Genomic DNA, 21958 nt, shown 5'->3' with positions numbered 1-21958 from the left:
ATGGAACTGTCTAAATCACTCGCAACCGGGTTGATTATTGCCGCAAGTCTTTTAGGTGGCTGTGCGAGTAACCATACTCAAGATCAGGCTCAAGCGTATTCTCAAGACGCTGGGGCGAACCAGGCTGTAGTGGATACTTCAGACCCCCGTGACCCATTAGAGTCAGTTAACCGCGAGATTTGGGATTTTAACTGGGATGTGTTGGATGCCTATATCTTGCGCCCAATAACGGTTACCTACGTGACTGTGATGCCTCAGCCTGCGCGAACTGGTTTGGTGAACATCACGGACAACCTACAAGAACCTGCGAACTTTTTGAATAATATGTTTCAAGGCAAGGTTGATGATGGCTTAGATAGCTTGGCTCGTTTTTTAATTAACACCACAGTAGGATTAGTTGGCACCTTTGATGTTGCGTCAAAAATTGGCATTGAGCGCAAGCGTGAGCAGTTTGGCGAGACACTGGCCGTGTGGGGTTTAGATACTGGGCCTTTCTTAATGTTGCCCTTTTTAGGTCCAAGCGACCCGCGAAGCTTTACCGGTGACTATGTTGACGGTTTTGCTTTTCCTATGTCTTTGCTCGAAGGGTCAGTAAACTTAGCGCGTATCGGTATTTCGGTGCTTGAAACAAGAGCGCAATTACTTGATCAAGAAGCGCAGCTTGAGCAGTCGGTGGACGATTATGCGTTCGTTAAAAATGCTTATTTTGAGAATCTAGAATTTCGCGTTACAGACGGTAAAAGCGGCGATAAAGCAATTAATGATGAGCAGCTAGACGACTTTGCTGATTTTGAAGCAATGTTAGAAGGTAATGACTTTGATAGCTATGAAGAATCGTCGGAAGAAGCAGTTGATGAGCCTACAGATTCAGAAGACACGTCAGCTGATGGTAGTGAGAAAGCTAAGCTAAAAGAAAAAGACGTTAAGTCGAAAGACGATAAATAGAGAATAGAGCAATAAATTGAACGAAGTCGGATAAAGTTCGGGGGAAGGGGTTATTTATTATTATCTAATCTCAACCCCAACCTCAACCTTTACTTCAACGTCACCCAAGCTATATATGCTCAAACAAAAAAGCCATGCAACAGCATGGCTATTTTATTCTTGGTATGTGAACATGCCTACTGGCAGCGTTCAAACGACAAACTAGTCCTTTGGATAGCCCATCGGGTTTTGCGACTGCCAGTTCCATGTGTCTGCGCACATGTCTTCTAAGCCTTTTTCAGCATGCCAGTTAAGTTCTGTGGCAGCTTTAGTTGGGTCGGCATAACAGGCTGCCACATCGCCGCTTCTACGGGGTGCAATCTTATAAGATACGGTTTTACCCGAACCTTTTTCGAACGCTTTAATCATTTCGATTACAGAATAGCCTTGACCCGTACCTAGATTGTACTTATCTAGTCCCATGTTTAGGTTAAGTCGATCGAGCGCTTTTAAGTGACCGTTTGCGAGATCTACAACATGGATGTAGTCGCGAACACCAGTGCCATCAACGGTATCGTAATCATCACCAAATACGCTTAGTTGCTCTAGCTTACCGGTAGCAACCTGAGAGATATAAGGCATTAAGTTGTTCGGAATGCCGTTAGGGTCTTCACCAATTTGGCCCGACTCGTGCGCGCCAACTGGGTTGAAGTAGCGAAGCAACACTATGTTCCAATCGCTATCTGATACATAAAGATCACTGAGCATATGTTCAACCATCAGCTTAGACATACCGTAAGGGTTTGTCGGTTGGCCTGTAGCCATATCTTCTCGTAGCGGAAGCGATGCAGGGTCACCGTAAACCGTAGCAGAGGAGCTAAACACAATATTTTTCACATCGTGCTTCTGCATGGCTTTACATAGCGTAAGTGTACCGTACACGTTGTTTTCGTAGTACGAAAGGGGCTTTTGTACAGATTCGCCAACGGCTTTTAAGCCCGCAAAGTGAATAACAGCAAAAATACTATGCTCGCTGAAGATGTCATCTAATACAGCAGTGTCGCGAATATCGCCTTGAACAAATGTCACCGACTTGCCCGTCAGTGTTTCCACGCGACGCAGCGACTCAGCACTTGAATTGGCTAGGTTGTCGAGTACGACAACACCGTAGTTTTGTTCAAGTAACTGTAGAACTGTGTGGCTACCTATATAGCCGGCACCACCAGTGACTAGGATGGTCTTCATGCATTCTCCTTGCTAGACGGTTGCGCAATGTATTTAGCGCATATGGAATATTGAATAGGTTTTATAACCAATGGATAAACTAAAAATACCACAAAAGCCCAGAGTAACGAGGTCCAATTTGATGCGGTTTGAAGAATAAGAGCAAACACAGGCACGATAACGAGTAGCTTTAGAACATTCAGTAAGGTCTTTTCTGGAACAGTAAGCCGTTTTGCTGCCTTGTCGAGCAACTTAACGCGCTCTGTTAAAGGAAGACCTTTTAAAGCAGGAATGTCTCTTGTAGAAAAATAAAACTTCATAGGTTTGCTCTAAGCCTTTATTTCGAAACCTTAAATAAAAAACCGCCGGAACGTTACGTTGCGGCGGTTATTGTAGGGTAATTGGTTAACACTTAAAACATGCTAACAATAAATTACGCTTTTTCTTCAATACCTGCTTTTTCCCAGAAACGAGACTTAAAGCTCATTAAACCAATCACGATAGCAATAGCTATACTGAATAGGGCAATTTGAAGATACAGGTCAGGCATTTGCTCAACCTTCTCTGGATCAAAGTTACCAGAAAGCAGGCCAGCAATAATGTTACCGATAGAGTAGGTTAGTACAAACACACCCATCATTTGCCCTGCAAAACGCTTAGGCGAAAGCTTACTTACGGCGCTTAGTGCAACTGGGCTTAGGCAAAGCTCACCAACCGTATGCAAGAAGTAGGTTGTAACAAGCCACATAGGCGCAACTTTAAGGCCTTGAGCAGCGTATTGTGACGCCATAAACATTACCAAGAAGCCCGATGCCATAATAACGATACCAATAGCACACTTAATGGTGTACGACGGGTCTATCATTCGCTTAGCAAGGTTAATCCAAAGGGCGGCGAAGAAAGGCGACAAAATTATAATGAATAGCGAGTTTGAAAGCTGGAACCATACGGTTGGAATTGCATCCATTCCGAATAGAGAAGTGATAAGCGAACCGCTTTCAAGTACACGGTCGGTATAGTTCTGCGCGAATAGGTTTAACGAAGAGCCTGCTTGCTCAAAACCAGACCAGAAGCACGCAGATGCAACACAGACTAGGAACAGCGCCCACATGCGCTTCTTCTCGTTGTCGCTTAGTTGGCCTTTAAAATAAATAAAGCCGAAGTAAAGGAAGAAGATGACCGTAAAAGCAACGGCAACTTGCTGAGCAAGGGCAACAGGCTCAATAACGATGGTGCCCATGTGCGCAAGAACTATAACCACAAAAGCTAGTGCTACTACTGCCCATACGCACATCCATGCACGCTGTTTGGCCGCTCCTTGATAAGGATTTGCTGGCGCCACAGAATCAGCCGATAATGAGCGGTTGCTGAAGTAATATTGAATTAGGCCAATAGCCATACCAATAGCAGCTGCACCGAATGCATAGTGCCAACCCCAGTTTTCTTGTAAATAACCAGTCACTAGGTAGGCGATAAGAGAACCAATGTTAATACCCATGTAATACAGCGCATAGCCACTGTCACGACGGCCATCATCCTCACCATATTGCTGACCAACCATGGCTGAAATATTGGGTTTAAGTAAGCCTGTGCCGGAAGCAACAAGAATAAGACCCACGAAAAATAAGTTTTGTAAGTCTATAGCAAGTACTACGTGACCTGCGAAAATGATAATGCCGCCGTACCATACAGCGCTTTTACCACCGATTAAGCGGTCAGCTAGCCAACCTCCAGGCAAACCTAAAAAGTATACCGCACCAGTATACAGGCCATAGATAGCGCCAGCGGTTGCAACAGTAAAGCCCAAGCCTTGAGTTTGTAAGCTTGCTGTCATGAAAAGAACAAGTAGCGCGCGCATACCGTAGTAACTCATGCGCTCCCACATTTCTGTAAAGAATAGCGTTCTTAGGCCCCCTGGATGGCCGAAAAAGCTAGTATCGTTAGATGGTTTCATAATTATATTTTAATTCCATATTGCTTATGGTTGTTATTGTAGAGCACTTATAGGATAGGCTCTTTGATAGTCGTCCGTAAGGCGGATAGCTTCTTATACTAGAGCTTGCTTAAAGACACAAGATTTGGGCGACAAACTTCATTAAAGCGGTGTCAATTGACTAAGTCTTAATCGACTTAGCCAATTGATATAAGGGTTTGGTGAAAGGTAGACCCTAAAGTTCGCGTATGGTAGCAACTACGATTCTTACAATTCCGTAAATAAGCAGCAATGACACACCGAAAAGAACCAGGTTATAGATTACCGTTGGGTAAGCATTATCGTCTGGAAGGGTAGGCGATTCTACCGTGACCAAATGTTGCAACTTTTGATACGCCTCTACACGTGCATTTTCGAGGGTGATAAGCGATGAAGAATACGCTTGAATGGCGAGCTGTAGCTGAACCTGAAGGTTACTGTATTGCGCCATAAGCTCACTCACTGACAGGGCCTCGCTTTCCCCTTCAGCGGTACTGATACGCTCTTTCTGCTTTTCTACTTCTTTTTGTAGGGCGGCTATTTCACGTTTGATGTTAATGACTTCAGGTGCGACGTTAGACATCATAGTGGACATGGTGCTTAGCTCGGCCTTTTTCTGGGCAAGGGTTGCTTCTAATGAAAAAGCAATCTGTTGAAACGCTGCGCCTTCAGCTGTAGGGTCAAGCACGTTGTATTTAGATTGAAAACCTAAAATTTCCGTCTTTGCTTGTTGAAGCTTTTGCTCAACAATCTCATGCTCGCCTTTGGCAAAGGTAAGCTTTGATTTCGCTAAGTTGTTATTGATGTTGTTGATAAACTCTTCTGCCTTATCAACAATAGCTTGGTTGATAATTTGGGCATATTCTGCGTCAAAAGCACGGGTACGCAGGCTAATTACGGAAGACGCTGAATCGACGCTTACCTCAATATGGTTTAAGTAAAACTGATAAAAGTCTTCTTGCTTATGAGAGGACGATAGGCCGCTAAACATATCAGCTTTGTCTGACATGTAATGCTCTCGAAGACCAATAGTGTCATCCAGATACTTAATCATATCGGCAGATTGAATATACGCTTCCACTAGCTGACTTTCTGTACCGCCAGATGCGCCAGATACGCCGGCTGCCATTAATAGAGAAGACGGGTCAAAGCTGCTGCCGCCATCGCTTGATTTAACGATAAGCTGACTTTTACTTTCGTATTGCGGTGCCGCCCATAGAACAAGATAGGCGGCATACAGTACCCAAGGAAGTACAAGCAACAGCATTTTGTGTTTACTTAGAAGGGCATTGAGCTGTGTAAGAGATTTTTCCACTGTGATTTGAACCTATTTAAGTGATTTCTTATTGTCTGCATCCTGCGTATAAACGTCGATGCCTTCTTCGAGATCGTGATAATAAGTGAGTTTTCCATCGTCAATGATGACGGCAGAGGTACAGAATTCGCGAATTTGGTCAAGCTCATGGCTCACCATGATAACGCCGGCCTGCTCGCTTTTTTCCTTAAGCGATAAACGCGCTTTTTTTCTGAAAAGCGGATCGCCTACTGATGTCGCTTCATCGATAAGGTAAATATCGAAATTAATATTCATGCAGCATGCAAACACCAATTTGGCGCGCATGCCTGACGAGTAAGTTTTGACCGGTAAATCAAAGCGTTTGCCCAACTCAGCGAACTGTTGCACCTTTTCTTCGTATTCAGGAAGCGATTTAACATTGTTGATTCTTCCCACAAAGCGCGTGTTTTCACGCCCGGTCATTTGCGGGTGCACACCCGTTTGCAGAGCCACCGGCCACGACATAGATTTGTTTGTTAAAACGCGGCCTTTGTCGGGGTATTCACTTTTCGCTAGCATGCGGAAAAGGGTTGACTTACCCGCACCATTTTTACCTAAAATTGCGACGTTATTCTCGGTTGGAAAATCAAAATTTAAGTTTTTAAATATATACTGAGGGCCCATTTTACTGGGATAGCTCTTTGTTAAGTTTTCTATTCTGATCATCGAGATAGCACCCTCTTCCACGTGATGTGGTACATCGAAAGGCTTAGAAATAGGGCAACCGTTGTTACTTCTAAAATATAGCCTAACTCAACGCCGTGTTTCCCGTATGACTCGAAGCATGCGAATCTGGCTAACTCGTTAAAGTGGACTAAAGGGTTCCAAGTTAAATAAGGCCAAACTTCTTCAGGTACGTCCTGAAGGCTAAAAAATACACAAGAGATGAATAGTAGAGGCCTAGATAGCATAGACTTAATTTTGTCTACTTCGGGAACAAATGCGCTGGCGATAGCGAATACTATACCAACCGCGACACCGAACACCCACAATAACGTGAAGAGAAATATGAGAAGTAGAGGATCATTAAGAACAAATGTTTCATCTAAAAGGTACAGGGCAATGTACAAAAGGAAAACCACGGTAGTTTTTATTATTAACTCTAGAAACCCAGCAGTTAAAATTGCAGCAAATGGCTGAACTTGTCTAAAAGCGTAGAGCGGTTTATTCCTTCGTATTGAAGTAGAAACACCATTCATACAGGAAGTGAACGTTTGCAGCCCCATCAATCCAATCATCATAAATATAAAGAGTGGTATTGAATGAACATCTCCGTCGTGTAGAAGGCTTCTAAAAAATGAAAGAGCAAAAATGAAAATAAAAGGTTCGAGGAATGCCCAGCCCAAGCCAAACTTATCGTTAAATTTACTTTGAAGCTCACGCAGGAAAAGCGCAAAAATTACGCCCCTCCATGCATAGAGCTGATCTTTAAACGTTACCATGTCTAGTTAGTAGCAACGTTAGCTGCAATAGCAATTTGATAAACGATTTGGGTGATATCTTTAACCGCTTGCAGTACTTTGGTATCAATTGCAGGCAGAACGATAATCTGATCCCCCGGCTCAAGCTTGTTTTCGTCGCTTGAAAGGAATGAGTCGCTCACACTTGAAAAAGTGACGTTACCGTTTTTGCGAACAATAAGTATACGCTCGTCTTCAGCGCGTTCGGTAAAGCCGCCAGCCCAAGCTACATAATCTTCAGTCGTTGCATCTGGGTTAAATACTACAGATTGCGGTAGTAGTACTTCACCGCCTACATGTATCAAGTCAGTTACTTCAGGAATGACGATAGTGTCGTTAGGTTCAAGCAAAATATTAGCTATGTCGCCGTTTTCAGATACAACAACACGGCCTTGGGGCTCTACTTGCCTTGCTCGAGCAATAAAGTCTGCAACAAGCTGTGCTTCTTGAGCGCGTATAGCACCTTCACCAGTCGAGCTTATCGGTGCGGTATACATGCTTCTCTCAAGACGCTGTAGGCCTTCTTCAATAATTTCCTTTTGTTTGACGGCAACACTTTCTCTAAGTAGGTAGATATTTTGTGTGTCAGAGAGCGTGGTATCAGCTTCAATATGGTCTAACACGTCAAGTAAGCGTGCGCCTTTATCAACCATGATTTGTGATGCGCCTGCGAAAGCGCCTGCAACATTGATTCGGTATATTTGCGGCTCATGATCCGCAATGTATTCTACCGTGTCGCCTGCGCTTAGCTCTAAAGAAGCGAACTCTTTTAAATCTAAATAACGTGCGAACTGTTTATTATTGCGAACACCTGATACTGAGGCATGAGAAGCGAATTCACCGGGACGTGCAAAGTAGTTAACCACACCACCGTTAAGCTCTTCATTTAAAAATTCAAAGGTAAAGCTATTACGGGCTCCGGTTTCAACAACGATAGTGTTGCCAATTGGGTGCACTAAAATGGTGTCGCCGTCTTTAAAGGATACCTCTGGAAGCTTTCCACTTCTAAAAAAAGCATACAAGTCTGCAGATGCGACGACCTTACCATTGCGAACGACATCTATTTGCCTAAAACTGCCGCGCTGGAAGTCGATGCCGCCTGCACGTTTTAAATAATAGAGCACACTATCTGAAGCAAGGCCTGCGTATTGGCCGGGGCGCAATACTGGCCCTGATACAAATATAGATACTGGTGTCGATGTCAGTAGGTTTACGTAGACATTCACGTCGTTTGTGTAGACTTGTCTAATTTTTGCAGTAACTGTCTGGTTTACACTACCTGCCGGTGTATTCGCAACGCGGATAGGACCGATGTTAGGAATAAAGATATTGCCTTGGTTGTCGACGGTAACTACGCTAGAGAAATTGACTGCGCCCCATAACCAAATATTTATCTTGTCACCAGGCGCAACCAAGTAATTGTCGTTTAAGCCTGAACTGCGCTCTGACTCAAAGCCACCAATAAATAGGTTCGCAGCAAATGGAGGATTTTCCATAGGGGGTTGGGCAGGGAAAACCGTATCAATAGTAGGCTCTCCAGGTAAATTTACACCGTTTCGCGGCTGAGTAGAAAATTGCCCCATAGAACTTGCTGAGCCTGTAGCGCCAGGTAAAGTTCGTTGCGTTGATATACTCAGAGGAGAGACCGATTGTGTAACACCTCCGCTCTGCGATTGTTGAGCCCTTTCTCTTAGCTGCTGCAGTTGTTCGACACTTTGTGCGAAAACAGGTTGCAAAAGAAGGCAGCCAACTACTGCTGAACACGCTGTTACTGAAAGCGTTTTGATTGTGTTTTTTATATCCATAAACTTCATTAACTTATTCACCTTGCGCGGCTGTCGAAACTACGAGAGGAGAAACGACTTTCCATCGCCCATCTCGCTGGCAAGTGGTTACTTTGCGCTGCGCGCCCGGTTGAACAGAGTCACCGTCTTGTAAAGAAAAGCGGATACACTTGTTGCCGGTGGCTGAAATGTAGTGTTTGGTGGCTGCGTAATCATAGCCGCCAAAGCGTATTGAAAAAGATTCTTTTTTATCAAAATAAATATTGGCTTTTGGAATATTTATTGCAGACTCTTTTTCCGGTGCTAGGGAATATGCAAGAGAAGAGTGCACCAAGGGTATGTCAGCTTCGGTAACTGTAGGTGAGTTAGTACACCCTGCGGCGCTCACAATTAGTGCGAACGGCAAAATTAAACGTTGGAATTGTTTGAACATTAGCTTTCATATCCATATAGCAATTTCGCGCTAGGATAACATAAGTTTTAAAAAAAGCATGTTTGCTATCGCAGTGGCGCTAAGGTTTAAGACTTCAAAATGACTATATTGTTAGTGGAAAGTTCACAATGAGTAGGAAATTTAATACTTAGTGAAATAATTGCGCTTGTGGTACGTCTACATTTTGTATTTGCGAGTAACTGAAATATCACGAAACGGCTTCATGTGGCAATTAGCGTAATCGCTGTGCGGGGAGATCGCAGCTGTAACTGTAACTATTAAGAAATGTTTTGAAACGATAATTTTGTAATTGGGGTGGTTACTTAAACAAATGTTTTATATCATATGGCAGTTTTCGACCCGCATAGTTATAAAGATAAACCCTCACCGCGCTGGAAGAAATGGAAGTTGTAAAAATATGGAATCGATATTGAGCTTTTTAAACAAATTTACAAGTGCATTGGTCAAGCTGGAAAACTCGCGTGTTTCGGTAACCGGTGACGAGAGGTTGTGTGTTTTATGCTAGCGTACTTGCAGTTCGTCCCGCTTTTTACTGCATTTTTCGTAGCCCTAATTCTTTTAGTGGTGATGACGCCTCTAGCGCATCAGTTTGGCTTAGTTGATCAACCTACAGCACGTAAACGCCACGCAGGTATTGTCCCTTTAACAGGTGGCGTGGCTATATTTATGGCCGTACTTGTCGCAAGCGTCGCCACCGATGTGTGGATGAAAAATAACCCGCTGTTCTTTACCGCATCTGCTTTCGTAGTATTGCTTGGTATGCTGGACGACCGCTTTGACTTAAGTGCGAAAGGTCGCCTTATGTGTCAATTTGGCGTGGCTGCCATTATGGCATGGAGCGCGCAAAATTATATTACGTCATTAGGCGACATCTTTGGCACCGGCGAGGTGCTGCTCGACCTAGGCGGGTATTTCTTCACCATCATTTGTGTTGTTGGCGTTATCAATGCATTTAACATGATAGACGGTATTGATGGTCTTGCAGGCGGTATGAGCTTGGTTATATTGCTTACTGTGGCAGGTTTTTTAATTTTCACTGGTAATGGCGCCTCTATTATGGAGCCACTTATTATTGTAGCAGCTATCGTTCCTTTCTTGGCGTTTAACCTGAGTTGGAAAGGGTTCAAAGGGAACAAGATATTTATGGGCGATGCCGGCAGTATGTTTGTCGGTCTCACTATTGTATGGCTGCTTGTTGATCATACCCAAGGTGAAACGGCTGCGTTTAGGCCTATAACGGCAGTGTGGCTTGTTGGGCTTCCTTTGATGGATATGGCTGCAATCATGTATCGCCGTGCGCGCAAGGGGCAGTCTATGTTAAAACCAGACAGGCAGCATCTTCACAATATTTTCATGCGAGCAGGGTTAAGCAGTCGGCAGTCATTGGTAGCAATATTGTGCCTAGGTGCGTGCTATTGCCTTATCGGTATTCTAGGCGAAGTTTATCAAGTACCTGAAGCGGCTATGTTTTATGGTTTCATTGGGCTTCTAATTGTTTATAGTCTAGTGATTCAGCATATATGGAGCGTACTTCGCTTTATTAAGCAAGTCAGGACGTAGATTCGGTAAAACTCATAGCAGGTTGCATGAAATCTCTGTAACATACCGTCGAAAAAGAAGCGCATAAAAGCGCTTTTATTTTCTCTGTTATTTTTATTGCTGGTAAATAATTCTTGATAAATCAATTCTCCGTCATTCACAACGAAAACAAAAAAAAGCATGTTGAATCGATTGTCGCAATGGCCGTTTATCAAGCCGACAATGCGAGATGGCTGCGAGAGGCCGTCGAAAGTATAACAGGCCAGACCTATACCGATTTTCTCTTCATCATTGTTATTGACGGGCCGGTACCAGAGCCTATAACTCAAGTACTTCAAGAAGCTGCAGAGAATGACGATAGAATTATTTTAGCGCAAAATAGCCAAAATATCGGCCTTGCAAGTAGCATGAACTCTGCTATTGATTTTGGTTTGCAGTTTGACCCCTCTTATTTCGTGAGAATGGACGCAGACGATATCTCTGAAGAGTATCGACTTTTGCGCCAAATCACTTACCTAAATCGGCATAGCAATATTTCCGTACTCGGTTCAGCGCTTACTGAGATAAACGAAAGTGGAAAAAAGGTGGGTGCGAGAGTAATGCCCTCTTCGCACAAACAAATAACCCGAATACTACCTAGGCGCTGCTCGCTAAATCACCCTACAGTGGTGATCCGTTACAGTGTGTTTCATGATGGCCACAGATACAATGGCGATTTACTTAACACGCAAGATTATTTTTTCTGGGTTTCGCTAGCTTCGCAAGGTTATATCTTTAGAAATCTGAAGGACCGATTATTAAAGTTTAGAAGAGTGAATAACTTCTATAAGAGACGTGGGCTAAGCAAGTCTCTCAATGAGTTTAAAGCGCGCATCTTTGCGATCACCAAATTAAAACAGTTTTCACCCTATAACTTTTTTTATGCTTGCGGTGTCTTATCACTGCGCTTAATGCCAGGGAAAGTGGTTAAATTAGCATACAAACTCGACAGACATTTGTTAGAGAGGTTTGGTAAGCATTGAAAACAGGGATTGTCGTAATACTCTATAACCCCGATATAGGGCATCTTACTAATGTGATTAAGGCTTTTTCGGCGCCTAAGTGGGATTTAGTATTAGTTGATAATTCTGCCAATGCTGATGAGCGTTTGAATACATCTCTCTGCACTTACATTCATTGCGGAACCAATTTGGGTATTGCGAAAGCTCAAAACATAGGTTTGAAAAAGCTCTTTGATAAAGGTGTTGAATACGCTTTCCTGCTCGACCAAGACAGCCAGTTTACACCTAGCATTGCCAATGAATTATTACGCCAGTTTACTACTTTGGAGCAAGAAGCGCCTATCGCCGCAATAGGCCCCTCTATTTACTGTCAATTTTCTGATTGTGTTGATCAGGGTGTGCTTCAAAAAGGTAAAAAAATTTCCAATAGCTTGAAAGAAGTGAAACAAATTATTGCCTCGGGCATGCTTATCTCTCGTCGGGCTTTTGAGAGAGTGGGCGGAAAGGAAGAGGCACTTTTCATTGATGGTGTTGATCATGAGTGGTGCTGGCGAGCTCGAGCAAAGGGTATGGCCATTTACCAGTCATTAAGTGCTTGTATGCCTCATCGGCAAGGCGATGATAGGGTAAAAGTATGTGGCGTTATGTTTAAACAAGGTGCTCCAATTAGACTCTACTATCAATTTCGCAATGTGCTTATTCTAGCCCGACGTAGCTACGTTCCGCTTTATTGGAAACTTCGTCATGTTTGTGCAATACCCTTAAGGTATCTTGTTAATCGATTTTGCTTTAAGCAGGGTAAAGCGAGAGGTCAGTATATGCGTCACGGGTTAAAAGATGGTTTTATGCGCACCGGCGGTCCTATTCAATCAAGCAAGTGTGCTAAATAAGCGTCGCTAATCAGCTACTTCTAAACGAATGGTTCGTAAGTAAAGTGAAAAATATACTCACTGCACTTTCACTGTATTGGTGCATTAGATATTATTTATCCCAAATTTTGTGCATTAATGAGTGAAAAATAACCGTAATGCCCATTTTCAAGACACAAATGCTCTAAAAGGGTAATTGGAACATCGATTGCATTACTCTTTTGTATAATAGCGAATATAGATAAGCTTAAGAAATAAGTGACGGCAAAGCGCCGTCTTAAGCGAGTAACTAGGATTTTAAAAAAGGATATTAACTTATGAGTCAGGTTAAAAAAGCGGTAATTCCTGTAGCAGGTCTTGGGACGAGAATGCTTCCGGCAACGAAAGCTATCCCTAAAGAGATGTTACCTGTGGTTGATAAGCCACTAATTCAGTACGTTGTTAGTGAATGTGTTGCGGCTGGTGTAAAGGAAATTATTCTAGTAACTCACGCTAGTAAGAACAGCATTGAGAACCACTTTGATACTTCATTTGAACTTGAAGCAACGCTTGAAAAGCGTGTTAAGCGTCAACTTTTAGAAGAAGTTCAGTCAATTTGTCCGAAAGACGTGACTATCATGCATATCCGTCAAGGCGTAGCTAACGGGTTAGGTCACGCTGTATTATGCGCTCGCCCGTTAATCGGTGATGCTCCATTTGCTGTCGTGCTTCCTGACGTGATAATTGACGATGTGGCAAGCGATCCTAAGAAGGATAACCTTGCTGATATGGTAGCTAAATTCAATACCAGTCGTGTAAGCCAGGTTATGGTTGAGCAGGTACCAGAAGAAGATATTTCTAAGTTTGGTATTGCTGATCTAGACGGCGCCGCGATCACTCCAGGTGACTCAGCGAAAATTCACGCAATGGTTGAAAAACCACCTCGTGACGAAGCGCCTTCAGACCTAGCAGTAGTAGGTAGATATGTGCTTTCAGAAAAAATTTGGGATTTGCTAGAGTTCACACCACCAGGTGCGGGCGGCGAAGTTCAACTTACCGATGCTATTGATGCACTGATGAAGCTTGAACAAGTAGATGCTTACTACATGAAAGGTAAGAGCCATGATTGCGGAAGCAAGCTAGGCTACATGAAAGCTAATGTCGAATATGCACTACGTCACCCATCTTTAGGTGATGAGTTTAAAGAGTACCTAGCCTCTGTAGTGAAATAATAGAATATTTCGGAAGCTACAAGAAATATAAAAAATGCGCCAATATTGGCGCATTTTTTGTTTTTTAACACTCTTTGAACGCAGCTACTATAACTATTAGATTATCGTTTAGAGTCGTTAAGCAAATGTCATTTACTTAACACGCACATAATTTTCTATCTTGCTTAGCATTTTTTCGCCAATGCCTTTTACTTGGGTTAGCTGCGCGACTTCTAGAAACGGCCCCACTTCCTCGCGGTACTTAATAATCGCTTTTGCTTTGGACTGACCGACACCTGGTAGCGAAATTAACTGCTCCACGGTCGCTGAGTTTAAGTCGATGCGCTGCTGTAGGTTTGTTTCTTTATGCTGTGTTTGCATACTACTTTCTACTGCAGCATGAACCACAGGAGTTTGAATAGCTATCGCTGATAGAACGAGTAAGCCAGAGATTAATTTTTTCATCATCTTTCCTTGTATGTGTTGCTAAATACGCGACCTTTTTTTCTGGTATTACGTTTTAGCTAAATGGGATTAAAGTTATGTACCCACAGTGCTCGACGCTTTCTAGTCTTAAAACTATCGAATCTAACTTGGCATAAAGATTAGAGTCTATTCGATGTAGCTATTAGTAATAAAGCGCGAAGCACCTTTGCGTGTACAAGCAAGATAATAGAGGCGGGCTAAAAAAGCGGAAGTCCAGTTTTAGTACAGTTTTTATTTGGGAAGTGGAGGGTAATGTATAAAAAAACGGGCTAGAAAGCCCGTTTTAAAATAATAACAGTGCTACAGCATAAGACGCTTATAGGCGATCAAGAAGCGCTTGGGTAAATTCTGTTGTACCGGCTTCACCACCTAGGTCGCGAGTGGTGCGGTCACCAGATTCAATAACGTCTTTCAATGCTGCGCGAATTTTCTCTGCTTTATCACCCATGTTTAGGTATTCAAGCATTTGCGCTGCAGCAAGTACTACAGATGTAGGGTTCGCAAGGTTTTTACCCGCGATATCTGGAGCACTACCGTGAACAGCTTCAAAGATTGCACAGTCTTCACCAATGTTTGCGCCTGGTGCCATACCAAGACCGCCAACAAGACCCGCACACAGGTCTGAAAGAATGTCACCGAAAAGGTTAGTGGTTACGATAACGTCAAACTGGTGAGGATTCATCACAAGCTGCATGCAGCAGTTATCGACAATCATTTCAGCAGATTCGATGTCTGGGTAACGCTCGCCAACTTCACGGGCAACTTTTAGGAAAAGACCTGACGTCGACTTAAGAATGTTTGCTTTGTGAACCGCTGTTACTTTCTTACGGCCTTCACGACGTGCTAGCTCATAAGCGAAAGTTACGATTTTCTCAGCGCCGTCACGAGTAATCTTACTCATTGCTTCAGCTTCGTTGCCGTCTTCTGAAACAACTTGCCCAAGACCAGAGTACATACCTTGCGTGTTTTCACGTACAGTGATGATATCAATATCTTCGTAACGTGCTTTTGTGCCTTTAAAAGACATTACTGGGCGTAGGTTAGCGTACAGCTTAAACTGCTTGCGAAGACTAACGTTGATAGACGTAAAGCCTTCACCAACTGGCGTAGTTAAAGGGCCTTTAAGCGCAACTTTATTTTTTGCGATAAGGTCTAGTGTTTCTTGAGGTAGAAGCTCGCCATGTTCTTCCAGTGCAACTAAGCCCGCATCGGCATAGTCATAGGCAAAGTCACAGCCAACCTTATCTAAAATTTTTGTGGTCGCATCGATAATGTCCGGGCCAATGCCGTCACCGCGAATGACTGTAATACGTTGCTGAGTCATGTGGAGGGATCCTCTGGTAATTCTGTTATCAAAATCGTTAGGTTTATTCAGTTATTAGTTCGGCGCGTGAAGTGCCAAATTTTGCCTGCTTATATATTATAATGGAAAATGTAGGGAAAAAGGGTAAAGCACAGCAAAAGTAGCAGTATTTTACCCGATAGCTGGCCCAAGTTATAGCCATTCGTAAAGATAAATTGAGGTGGTAAGGTTCTCAATCCGCTATAAAGGGAGGGGACAAAAAAGTAGCTGTCCGTTAGACTCAAGCGCACTGAGAACATCATTGGGTTCTAAGCTTAAAATCCTTAAAAGGGTTTTCACGTTAATATCTTGCAGTAACGTATAAACATCCTGATTAAATAAGCATGCTTTCGCAAGTGAAAAGCTCAACACTAAGACTGCCTGTTCTTTTTGAATCGATTTTGGAACTTCGGTGCTCGCTTTTCCACATTGATGTATTACCGCGCGCCAGGTAGAACTCTGGTGCCAACTACCAGCGAGTTCCGACGCTATTGCTAGCCAAGGCGTATCGGACTTCACTTTAAACGCGTTATTAATAGATACGATATTGTCGAGGCGAACAGGCAAGGATTTAGATACTTTGAAACCTGGGAGTGTGAATAGGGGAGTGCAAATAAAAGTCATCGTTAAGGCTGCCGACTGCGGCGTAAACTTCGAATCTACAATTTGTCCAAAGTAGCTAGAAAATGAGCACGCTAGTAAAGTTACTTGCTTACACATTCCCATAAGTGGAAATTGATTTTGCGTAAGCCGCTCTAAAAGAGCGAACTGAATAAGCATGTCGCCCACTCGTTCTATACCGTAGGTTAATACAGCCTGTTTTATGCTTTTTACTGGCAGTTGTAACCTGTTGTCTTGACTCGCAGTGAGCATCAAAAAATGATTAAAAGTGGGGACTTTTTCAATTTTTTCACACAGCTGTTCAATCACCACATCTTGCTTTTGCAATTCGTCAATAATGGTAATAAGCGCTTTTGGGGGGTGTTGAATAGCGAATGTTGAAGGCAGGTACGGAGTGCCGCCCTGATTCGCTCTGGCATTGGCAGTGTCTGTATACAGTGCTATAAAGTGCTCAAAGGGTAATGATAAATGCACCGGAGCTTGAATAGCCGATAAAGGAAGCCATTTACCATCTTCGTCATCCTTGCTGAGCGTAAATACATAACCATGATTTTGCTGCACATCTACCAACGCGCCAGGCACACCATTAGCAAAAACTTTTGCTCCAGGAAGCAAACCTTCGAATAGCTGAATAAGCGGTGCAATATGATGGCGATGATAGGCAGGTAGGCGACAGGCTATGTGGGTAAACACCGTTTGGTAATCGTTTTTTTTCGCATTTGTTGCGAAAACACCAGAGAGAAGGCTAAGTCTCTGCGCTAGGTTTAGTCGGTTATCTGCAATAAAGTTAATGTGTTTTCCCGTCTGAAAGGCTTTTTGCAATTTTACCGTATCTTGCCAAATGGCCAGATTGTGTTTACGCAAAAAGCGAATGACTTCAGGAATGCTATCTCGTGGTGTTTTAGCGCTTGATAGCCAAAAGGTGGCAAGTAGAGACGCGAGAACGTGCTGTAGGTAATGGTCGTTAAATCGACAGAGCTTGCCAAACAGTGCCAATAGCAAAAGTTGTTGCGTGTCTTTAGGTAAGTCGTTATCGATGTGAAGCGTGGCCGCAGCTAGGGCTGGGTTTGCATTAACTAACGTCAATATCCGTTTTGCGTTTTTTAACCAATGATTAATACGCTGCTCGACTGATAACTCAGCTTCGCCTATATGAATAAGGCGTTTAAGTGTGGAAATGATGTCGGTCACTCCCCATCCTTTTAACTTTTTTGATAGCTAGAGTAAGCCCCTTCACCCCAAGCTATAAGCTTATCGTTTTCGAACAGTAAAGGCGTACACTCATCTTGTGTTGTTAATCCGTCTGCACGTACATGCTGGGTTCTAAAAAACATAACCTGAATTGCTGTAGCACCTTGCCTTTTAGCTTCTGTGATGTCAGGAGAGCCAAGCAAAGCAAGTACCTCTTCTCGTGTACTGCCCAACTTCAGCTTAGTAATTTGAACGCGGTTGTACTCTTCACGGTCTTTCCAATCCATATTTTCAGGTTTATCAGGGTAAAAGGCGATGACCATAAAAACAAACACCGCGTATAACGCGACGCCAGCTAAAATTAGACGAATAACCTTGGTATTCATGACCGTTACTTCTCGTTTTCTGTACTCAAATGTTAGTGAGGGACATCAGTGCCCAAAAGCATGACCATTTAACAAGGTAAACTTGCAGCTCGTAACATTTTTCTGTTTAACAATACACTAGGCAAGTGTACCTTAAAACGCCTATTAAACATAAGTAGTAAACGTAAGCAAATGCGTCACCTTCTTAATTTGCTTGGTTAGCCATTTTTTACAACATAACAAGGTTCGTAGGCACTGCCGGGAAGCTTCATTCTGTGCTGTTTTACAAATGACTCTAATAATGTATCCACTTTGTCCATAAGTGTACTATCGCCGGTAAGCTCGAAGGGACCGTGTTCTTTAATTTGTGCGATGCCTTCGGCCTTTACATTCCCGGCAACAATGCCTGAAAATGCTTTACGCAAATTTGCAGCAAGATCGCTTTTACTTTGATCTAAATGAAGCTGTAGTGCTGCCATGCTTTCGTGAGTGGGTATGAAGGGTTGTTGGAAGTCCTGTTCGATTTTAAGTGACCAGTTAAAGCTGAAAGCATCACCCATCGCCCCTCTAAATTTTCGGACTTTTTCAAGGTGTTTACTCATAGTACGGGCGACTTCTTCAGGGTCATCCACGATAATCTGATATTTTGACTGGGCTTGTGCGCCTAGCGTGGCCCCTACAAAAGTATCTATAGCTTCGAAATACTCTTCGCTGCCTGCAGGACCGGTTAGTATAAAAGGGAATGGTTGTTGCGCATTGCGCTCATTCATCAATATCCCAAGTAAATAAAGCAGTTCCTCAGCTGTTCCTACGCCGCCCGGAAATACAATGATACCGTGCCCTAATCTCACGAAGGCTTCTAAACGCTTTTCAATATCTGGCATGATAATGAGCTCGTTCACAATTGCATTAGGTGGTTCTGCAGCAATAATACTGGGTTCAGAAATACCAATGTATCGACCGGATTTGTGACGTTGCTTGGCATGACCTATCGTCGCCCCCTTCATAGGGCCTTTCATTGCGCCCGGTCCGCACCCAGTGCAAATATTCATATCGCGCAGGCCCAGCTGATAGCCTACTTCTTTCGTGTATTTATATTCGACTTGACTGATAGAGTGGCCGCCCCAGCATACTATAGTATTCACGCTATCGTTACCTTCAAGGGCTTTAGCGTGACGTAGCATGTCAAACACCATATCGGTGATCTCACTTCCTTCAGCAGGCGCTGTTTGATGGAGAAATGCATACTTGTTGCCCATGTAAAGTAAATCACGCAGTACAGCAAACAAGTGTTCATGAACACCGCGAACAAGCTTTTCGTCTACAAATGCAACTTCTGGTGGATTAATAAGTTCGATCTTTACGCCTCGCTCACGGCGGATGAGTTTTATTTCAAAATTTTCAAAAGGGGCGAAAAGCGCTTCAAAATTGTCTTCATCCACACCGCTGTTTAATACTGCGAGGCTGCAGTTTCTAAACATGGAGAAGAGCTCGCTATTTGTTGCATCTTGGAGGCGGGATACTTCCACTTGCGAAAGCTGACTCATTGAGCCAACGGGATTGAGCTGAACTTTCTTCATACTTCACACCTTATAAGTCAGTGCTTAAATCAGTTACTACAAGATTGCGGCCGTTTCGCTTCGCTTTGTAAAGGTATTCATCCGCGCGTTCGAAAACCGTTTCTGTTGTGTCTTCTTTACCAAAGCAGGTCGCGCCAAATGATGCAGTAATTTTGACTTTCTCTTGCTTAAATTTAAACGGCATAGCAGCTAGTTTAGTTCTAATTTCATTAAGCTTTTCGTCAATCTCTGTCATCTGTGATTCAGGCAGTAGCATCACGAACTCTTCGCCTCCCCACCGTGCGACAAAGTCTTTTTCAGAAAGGTTCTGTTTCAAAAACTTACTTACCACTTGAAGGGTTTTGTCACCGGCGGCATGACCAAATCTATCGTTGATCGATTTGAAATGATCGATATCTACTACGGCAACGGCGAGTGTTGTCCCATCTTCCTTATAGTTAGCGAAAGCGGCATCCAGTTTCTCGTTATAAGCTTGTCTATTTGGTAAACGAGTGAGCGGGTCGGTACGACTTTGCATCGCTTGTTCAGCTAGCTTCTTTTTATAAACGCTGGTTTGCTGTTGCAATGTATCAATGCGCGATTGCATGGACGATAGCAGTGCCAAAAGCGCTTCTTGCCCCTGCTCGTCGTTGTCTTGCTGTTCGCTTAACGTTGCTACAAGTTTTTCTACGCGAAGCTGGGTTTGCTCTTTCAGTGATTCTAATGACTCACTCTCTGAAACAGATTCTTCAATATAACTAATGTGCCGTTTAATCTGTTCTGTACCGGCTTTGCGCTGTTCGAACTGCGCTTGGCTATCTTCTATAGCTATATTAACGTCGTTACTGACTTCACCAAGTGAACGATGAAGGCTCTGTATAACTTTACCGGTCAGGCTTGCTTCAGACATTGCATCTTGCACAATCATTCGCAAAATAACTACGCAGCTTTTAAGCAACTGGTCTTCACTCATGCCCTCATCAAGACGTTGCTTGATATCGTTTAGCTGCTGGTCGTTCTGTTTCTTTTGTGCATAAGAAGCGATGAGATGATTGAGTTCAACGAGAATTGAACGGTAATGTGGGTTGTCGTCTTGTACCGAACGAGCAGGGACATTTTGCTGTACCTCTGCGGAGCCTCCAATCTCATTAGAAGGTTCAAGCCCTATCATTTCTTTATTCAGCGCAATGCGGTGAAGCGCAATGGCTTTGGCGTAAAGCTTATAGATACTGAAGATATCGCCTACAGGCTGGTTTAGTTTAATTAACTCTTGTGTAGTAAGGCTTTTCAATTCGTTGTCTTCAAAGACAATTTTCTGCAACTGTTTCATTGCATCTTCCAGCGACGAAACGGTGTCAACACTGTACTTTCTTAAAGTGATTTCTTGACGCTGAAGAGATTTGTTGAGCTTCTCAATGCTTACAGCGGCAAGGCTAAAATTAGGCGTACCTGAAAGATGACCGCGCAGCACTTTGAGTTCGGAATCTATTTTATCGGAAAAGCCCTCATAAAATGCTGAGAGCCTCACGATAAACTGACAAAGAAGCGCGTTATTTTGTTTTAGGGCTTGTAGTTGTTTTGCTTCCATAATCTCGTCTTTGTTCTAACTCGCAATTAACGTTGCGATTTAGTTAGCTTTGTTTGTGTGCTTCATCGCTGTATTACTGACGCGCCTGACGATGGTTAGCATAAGGTGCTTCGAAATTCGAACGGAAAGGGTTGATATCTAACCCCCCGCGCCGGGTATAACGAGCACACACTGTTAACTTAGCGGGCTTACAATGCTGCATAATATCGTTGTAAATACGCTCAACGCATTGCTCATGAAATTCATTGTGCTGCCTAAAGCTAATCAGATATTTTAAAAGCCCTTCGTGATCAATGGCTTTTCCTTCATATCTAATCTGAATACTAGCCCAATCTGGCTGACTTGTGATTAAACAATTAGATTTAAGTAAATGAGAAACCAAGGTCTCCTTGGTATCAGCATTATTCTCGGCAACCGCTAAATATTGTGTGTTAGGTGAGTATTGCTCGATTTCCACATCAAGGTTATCTAATAAAATTCCCTCGAATTCCTTAAACTGCAATGCGGTAAACTGTTGAGGAAGAATCAGTTTTACCTGAACCTGCTCCCCTGCACATTTAGATAGATCAGCTTGAAGAACGTTTTGAACCTCTTCTGGTGAAGCAAGCTTTGATTGGTTGAAACTGTTCAAATATAGCTTGAACGACTTTGATTCAATAAGGTTTGGGGAAGTAATTGGAACGTGACACTCCAAAATTGCCACATTAGGCTTCCCTTTTTCATTAAGCCAAGAAAGTTCATATCCCGTCCATGTGTCTATTCCGTCAAACGGTAATTCAGAATCGTTAAGGGATAACGTATCTCGACTTAAACTGCGAGGTACCCCTTGCAATAAGCTTGGGTTGTATTCAAATTCATAATCGACCTGTTTGCCCAGAGACAGGTCATCAGGTGCGGAGATAATAATTTTTTGAGGCGAATTGTCAGTCGACATAAGAACCTTTCATCTATCTACTTAAAGTGCTAACTGGCGTGCTGCTACAGCGTAATTTTACGAGGGTGCGTTATGAACTAGCAGCACAGCCTAAGAAAGCCGAGTATTGACTTAACTGT

At 43.2% G+C, this 21958-nt stretch carries 20 protein-coding genes; 5 read left to right on the top strand and 15 right to left on the bottom strand.

Annotated elements, in window-relative coordinates; all coding sequences use genetic code 11:
• Positions 1 to 945 (top strand): MlaA family lipoprotein, encoded by a 945-nt coding sequence (locus ACYTPF_RS05375; RefSeq protein WP_461851433.1) that lies wholly within the window; start codon positions 1 to 3, stop codon positions 943 to 945.
• A 201-nt stretch (positions 946 to 1146) separates the two neighbouring features.
• Here the strand turns inward: ACYTPF_RS05375 and galE are convergent, their stop codons facing one another.
• The 8 genes from galE to ACYTPF_RS05335 all read right to left on the bottom strand — a co-directional run bounded on the left by galE (position 1147) and on the right by ACYTPF_RS05335 (position 9133).
• Positions 1147 to 2169 carry a UDP-glucose 4-epimerase GalE gene (gene galE / locus ACYTPF_RS05370; RefSeq protein WP_461851432.1) on the bottom strand — a complete coding sequence of 341 codons (1023 nt, stop codon included), beginning with the start codon at positions 2167 to 2169 and terminating at the stop codon, positions 1147 to 1149.
• Entirely contained in the window at positions 2166 to 2468 is a 303-nt protein-coding gene (locus tag ACYTPF_RS05365; RefSeq protein ID WP_179982573.1) for a DUF6170 family protein, read from the bottom strand. The genes galE and ACYTPF_RS05365 overlap by 4 nt, the downstream gene beginning before the upstream one ends.
• Positions 2469 to 2581: 113 nt before the next feature.
• Positions 2582 to 4102: a peptide MFS transporter gene (locus tag ACYTPF_RS05360; RefSeq protein WP_461851431.1), complete on the bottom strand. Its 1521-nt coding sequence runs from the start codon at positions 4100 to 4102 to the stop codon at positions 2582 to 2584.
• Between the two features lie 214 nt (positions 4103 to 4316).
• A complete protein-coding gene (locus ACYTPF_RS05355) occupies positions 4317 to 5435 on the bottom strand; it encodes a capsule biosynthesis protein (protein WP_179982575.1) in 1119 nt (372 codons plus the stop codon).
• A gap of 12 nt (positions 5436 to 5447) precedes the next feature.
• Complete coding sequence (locus tag ACYTPF_RS05350; protein ID WP_269918828.1) at positions 5448 to 6122, bottom strand: ABC transporter ATP-binding protein; 675 nt, start codon at positions 6120 to 6122, stop codon at positions 5448 to 5450.
• Complete coding sequence (locus ACYTPF_RS05345) at positions 6119 to 6898, bottom strand: ABC transporter permease (RefSeq protein ID WP_179982576.1); 780 nt, start codon at positions 6896 to 6898, stop codon at positions 6119 to 6121. Before ACYTPF_RS05345 ends, ACYTPF_RS05350 begins: the two co-directional genes overlap by 4 nt.
• Positions 6899 to 6900: 2 nt before the next feature.
• Positions 6901 to 8730 (bottom strand): polysaccharide biosynthesis/export family protein, encoded by a 1830-nt coding sequence (locus ACYTPF_RS05340; protein WP_461851430.1) that lies wholly within the window; start codon positions 8728 to 8730, stop codon positions 6901 to 6903.
• Between the two features lie 4 nt (positions 8731 to 8734).
• The gene (locus tag ACYTPF_RS05335) at positions 8735 to 9133 is read right to left on the bottom strand and encodes a hypothetical protein (protein WP_461851429.1); all 399 of its coding nucleotides are present in this window, start codon (positions 9131 to 9133) and stop codon (positions 8735 to 8737) included.
• Between the two features lie 519 nt (positions 9134 to 9652).
• Here ACYTPF_RS05335 and wecA point away from each other — a divergent pair.
• The 4 genes from wecA (at position 9653) to galU (ending at position 13774) form a co-directional block, all read left to right on the top strand.
• The gene (wecA, locus tag ACYTPF_RS05330; RefSeq protein ID WP_461851428.1) at positions 9653 to 10714 is read left to right on the top strand and encodes a UDP-N-acetylglucosamine--undecaprenyl-phosphate N-acetylglucosaminephosphotransferase; all 1062 of its coding nucleotides are present in this window, start codon (positions 9653 to 9655) and stop codon (positions 10712 to 10714) included.
• Between the two features lie 113 nt (positions 10715 to 10827).
• Positions 10828 to 11715, top strand: coding sequence for a glycosyltransferase (locus ACYTPF_RS05325; protein ID WP_461851427.1), 888 nt, complete (start codon positions 10828 to 10830; stop codon positions 11713 to 11715).
• Positions 11712 to 12584, top strand: a complete 873-nt coding sequence (locus tag ACYTPF_RS05320; protein WP_461851426.1) for a glycosyltransferase family 2 protein — start codon at positions 11712 to 11714, stop codon at positions 12582 to 12584. The genes ACYTPF_RS05325 and ACYTPF_RS05320 overlap by 4 nt, the downstream gene beginning before the upstream one ends.
• 296 nt (positions 12585 to 12880) lie before the next feature.
• Positions 12881 to 13774, top strand: coding sequence for a UTP--glucose-1-phosphate uridylyltransferase GalU (gene galU, locus ACYTPF_RS05315; protein WP_118490083.1), 894 nt, complete (start codon positions 12881 to 12883; stop codon positions 13772 to 13774).
• A 132-nt stretch (positions 13775 to 13906) separates the two neighbouring features.
• Here the strand turns inward: galU and ACYTPF_RS05310 are convergent, their stop codons facing one another.
• The 7 genes from ACYTPF_RS05310 to queF form a co-directional block, all read right to left on the bottom strand.
• On the bottom strand, positions 13907 to 14218 hold the full coding sequence (locus tag ACYTPF_RS05310) for a ComEA family DNA-binding protein (protein WP_461851425.1): 312 nt from the start codon (positions 14216 to 14218) through the stop codon (positions 13907 to 13909).
• Positions 14219 to 14555: 337 nt separating this feature from the next.
• Positions 14556 to 15563, bottom strand: coding sequence for an isocitrate dehydrogenase (locus ACYTPF_RS05305; RefSeq protein WP_012517475.1), 1008 nt, complete (start codon positions 15561 to 15563; stop codon positions 14556 to 14558).
• Positions 15564 to 15782: 219 nt separating this feature from the next.
• Entirely contained in the window at positions 15783 to 17393 is a 1611-nt protein-coding gene (locus ACYTPF_RS05300) for a histidine kinase (protein ID WP_461851424.1), read from the bottom strand.
• Positions 17394 to 17404: 11 nt separating this feature from the next.
• Positions 17405 to 17779, bottom strand: a complete 375-nt coding sequence (locus ACYTPF_RS05295) for a DUF3192 domain-containing protein (protein ID WP_269918820.1) — start codon at positions 17777 to 17779, stop codon at positions 17405 to 17407.
• A gap of 197 nt (positions 17780 to 17976) precedes the next feature.
• Positions 17977 to 19338, bottom strand: a complete 1362-nt coding sequence (gene ppnN, locus ACYTPF_RS05290) for a nucleotide 5'-monophosphate nucleosidase PpnN (RefSeq protein ID WP_179982585.1) — start codon at positions 19336 to 19338, stop codon at positions 17977 to 17979.
• 10 nt (positions 19339 to 19348) lie between these two features.
• Positions 19349 to 20905 carry a GGDEF domain-containing protein gene (locus ACYTPF_RS05285; protein WP_461851423.1) on the bottom strand — a complete coding sequence of 519 codons (1557 nt, stop codon included), beginning with the start codon at positions 20903 to 20905 and terminating at the stop codon, positions 19349 to 19351.
• Positions 20906 to 20978: 73 nt separating this feature from the next.
• On the bottom strand, positions 20979 to 21839 hold the full coding sequence (gene queF, locus ACYTPF_RS05280) for an NADPH-dependent 7-cyano-7-deazaguanine reductase QueF (RefSeq protein WP_461851422.1): 861 nt from the start codon (positions 21837 to 21839) through the stop codon (positions 20979 to 20981).
• Positions 21840 to 21958 lie beyond the last annotated feature (119 nt).

This window comes from Alteromonas sp. HB246098, from assembly GCF_054890645.1.
The sequence above is the reverse complement of the archived record's forward strand: the minus strand, read 5'-3'. Positions and strand labels throughout refer to the sequence as shown.

Excerpts from the sequence above, each read along its gene's own strand:
- ACYTPF_RS05375 (WP_461851433.1), top strand. The coding sequence starts at position 1 with ATGGAACTGTCTAAATCACTCGCAACCGGGTTGATTATTGCCGCAAGT.
- galE (WP_461851432.1), bottom strand. The coding sequence starts at position 2,169 with ATGAAGACCATCCTAGTCACTGGTGGTGCCGGCTATATAGGTAGCCAC.
- ACYTPF_RS05365 (WP_179982573.1), bottom strand. The coding sequence starts at position 2,468 with ATGAAGTTTTATTTTTCTACAAGAGACATTCCTGCTTTAAAAGGTCTT.
- ACYTPF_RS05360 (WP_461851431.1), bottom strand. The coding sequence starts at position 4,102 with ATGAAACCATCTAACGATACTAGCTTTTTCGGCCATCCAGGGGGCCTA.
- ACYTPF_RS05350 (WP_269918828.1), bottom strand. The coding sequence starts at position 6,122 with ATGATCAGAATAGAAAACTTAACAAAGAGCTATCCCAGTAAAATGGGC.
- ACYTPF_RS05345 (WP_179982576.1), bottom strand. The coding sequence starts at position 6,898 with ATGGTAACGTTTAAAGATCAGCTCTATGCATGGAGGGGCGTAATTTTT.
- ACYTPF_RS05340 (WP_461851430.1), bottom strand. The coding sequence starts at position 8,730 with ATGAAGTTTATGGATATAAAAAACACAATCAAAACGCTTTCAGTAACA.
- ACYTPF_RS05335 (WP_461851429.1), bottom strand. The coding sequence starts at position 9,133 with ATGTTCAAACAATTCCAACGTTTAATTTTGCCGTTCGCACTAATTGTG.
- wecA (WP_461851428.1), top strand. The coding sequence starts at position 9,653 with ATGCTAGCGTACTTGCAGTTCGTCCCGCTTTTTACTGCATTTTTCGTA.
- galU (WP_118490083.1), top strand. The coding sequence starts at position 12,881 with ATGAGTCAGGTTAAAAAAGCGGTAATTCCTGTAGCAGGTCTTGGGACG.
- ACYTPF_RS05310 (WP_461851425.1), bottom strand. The coding sequence starts at position 14,218 with ATGAAAAAATTAATCTCTGGCTTACTCGTTCTATCAGCGATAGCTATT.
- ACYTPF_RS05305 (WP_012517475.1), bottom strand. The coding sequence starts at position 15,563 with ATGACTCAGCAACGTATTACAGTCATTCGCGGTGACGGCATTGGCCCG.
- ACYTPF_RS05295 (WP_269918820.1), bottom strand. The coding sequence starts at position 17,779 with ATGAATACCAAGGTTATTCGTCTAATTTTAGCTGGCGTCGCGTTATAC.
- ppnN (WP_179982585.1), bottom strand. The coding sequence starts at position 19,338 with ATGAAGAAAGTTCAGCTCAATCCCGTTGGCTCAATGAGTCAGCTTTCG.
- ACYTPF_RS05285 (WP_461851423.1), bottom strand. The coding sequence starts at position 20,905 with ATGGAAGCAAAACAACTACAAGCCCTAAAACAAAATAACGCGCTTCTT.
- queF (WP_461851422.1), bottom strand. The coding sequence starts at position 21,839 with ATGTCGACTGACAATTCGCCTCAAAAAATTATTATCTCCGCACCTGAT.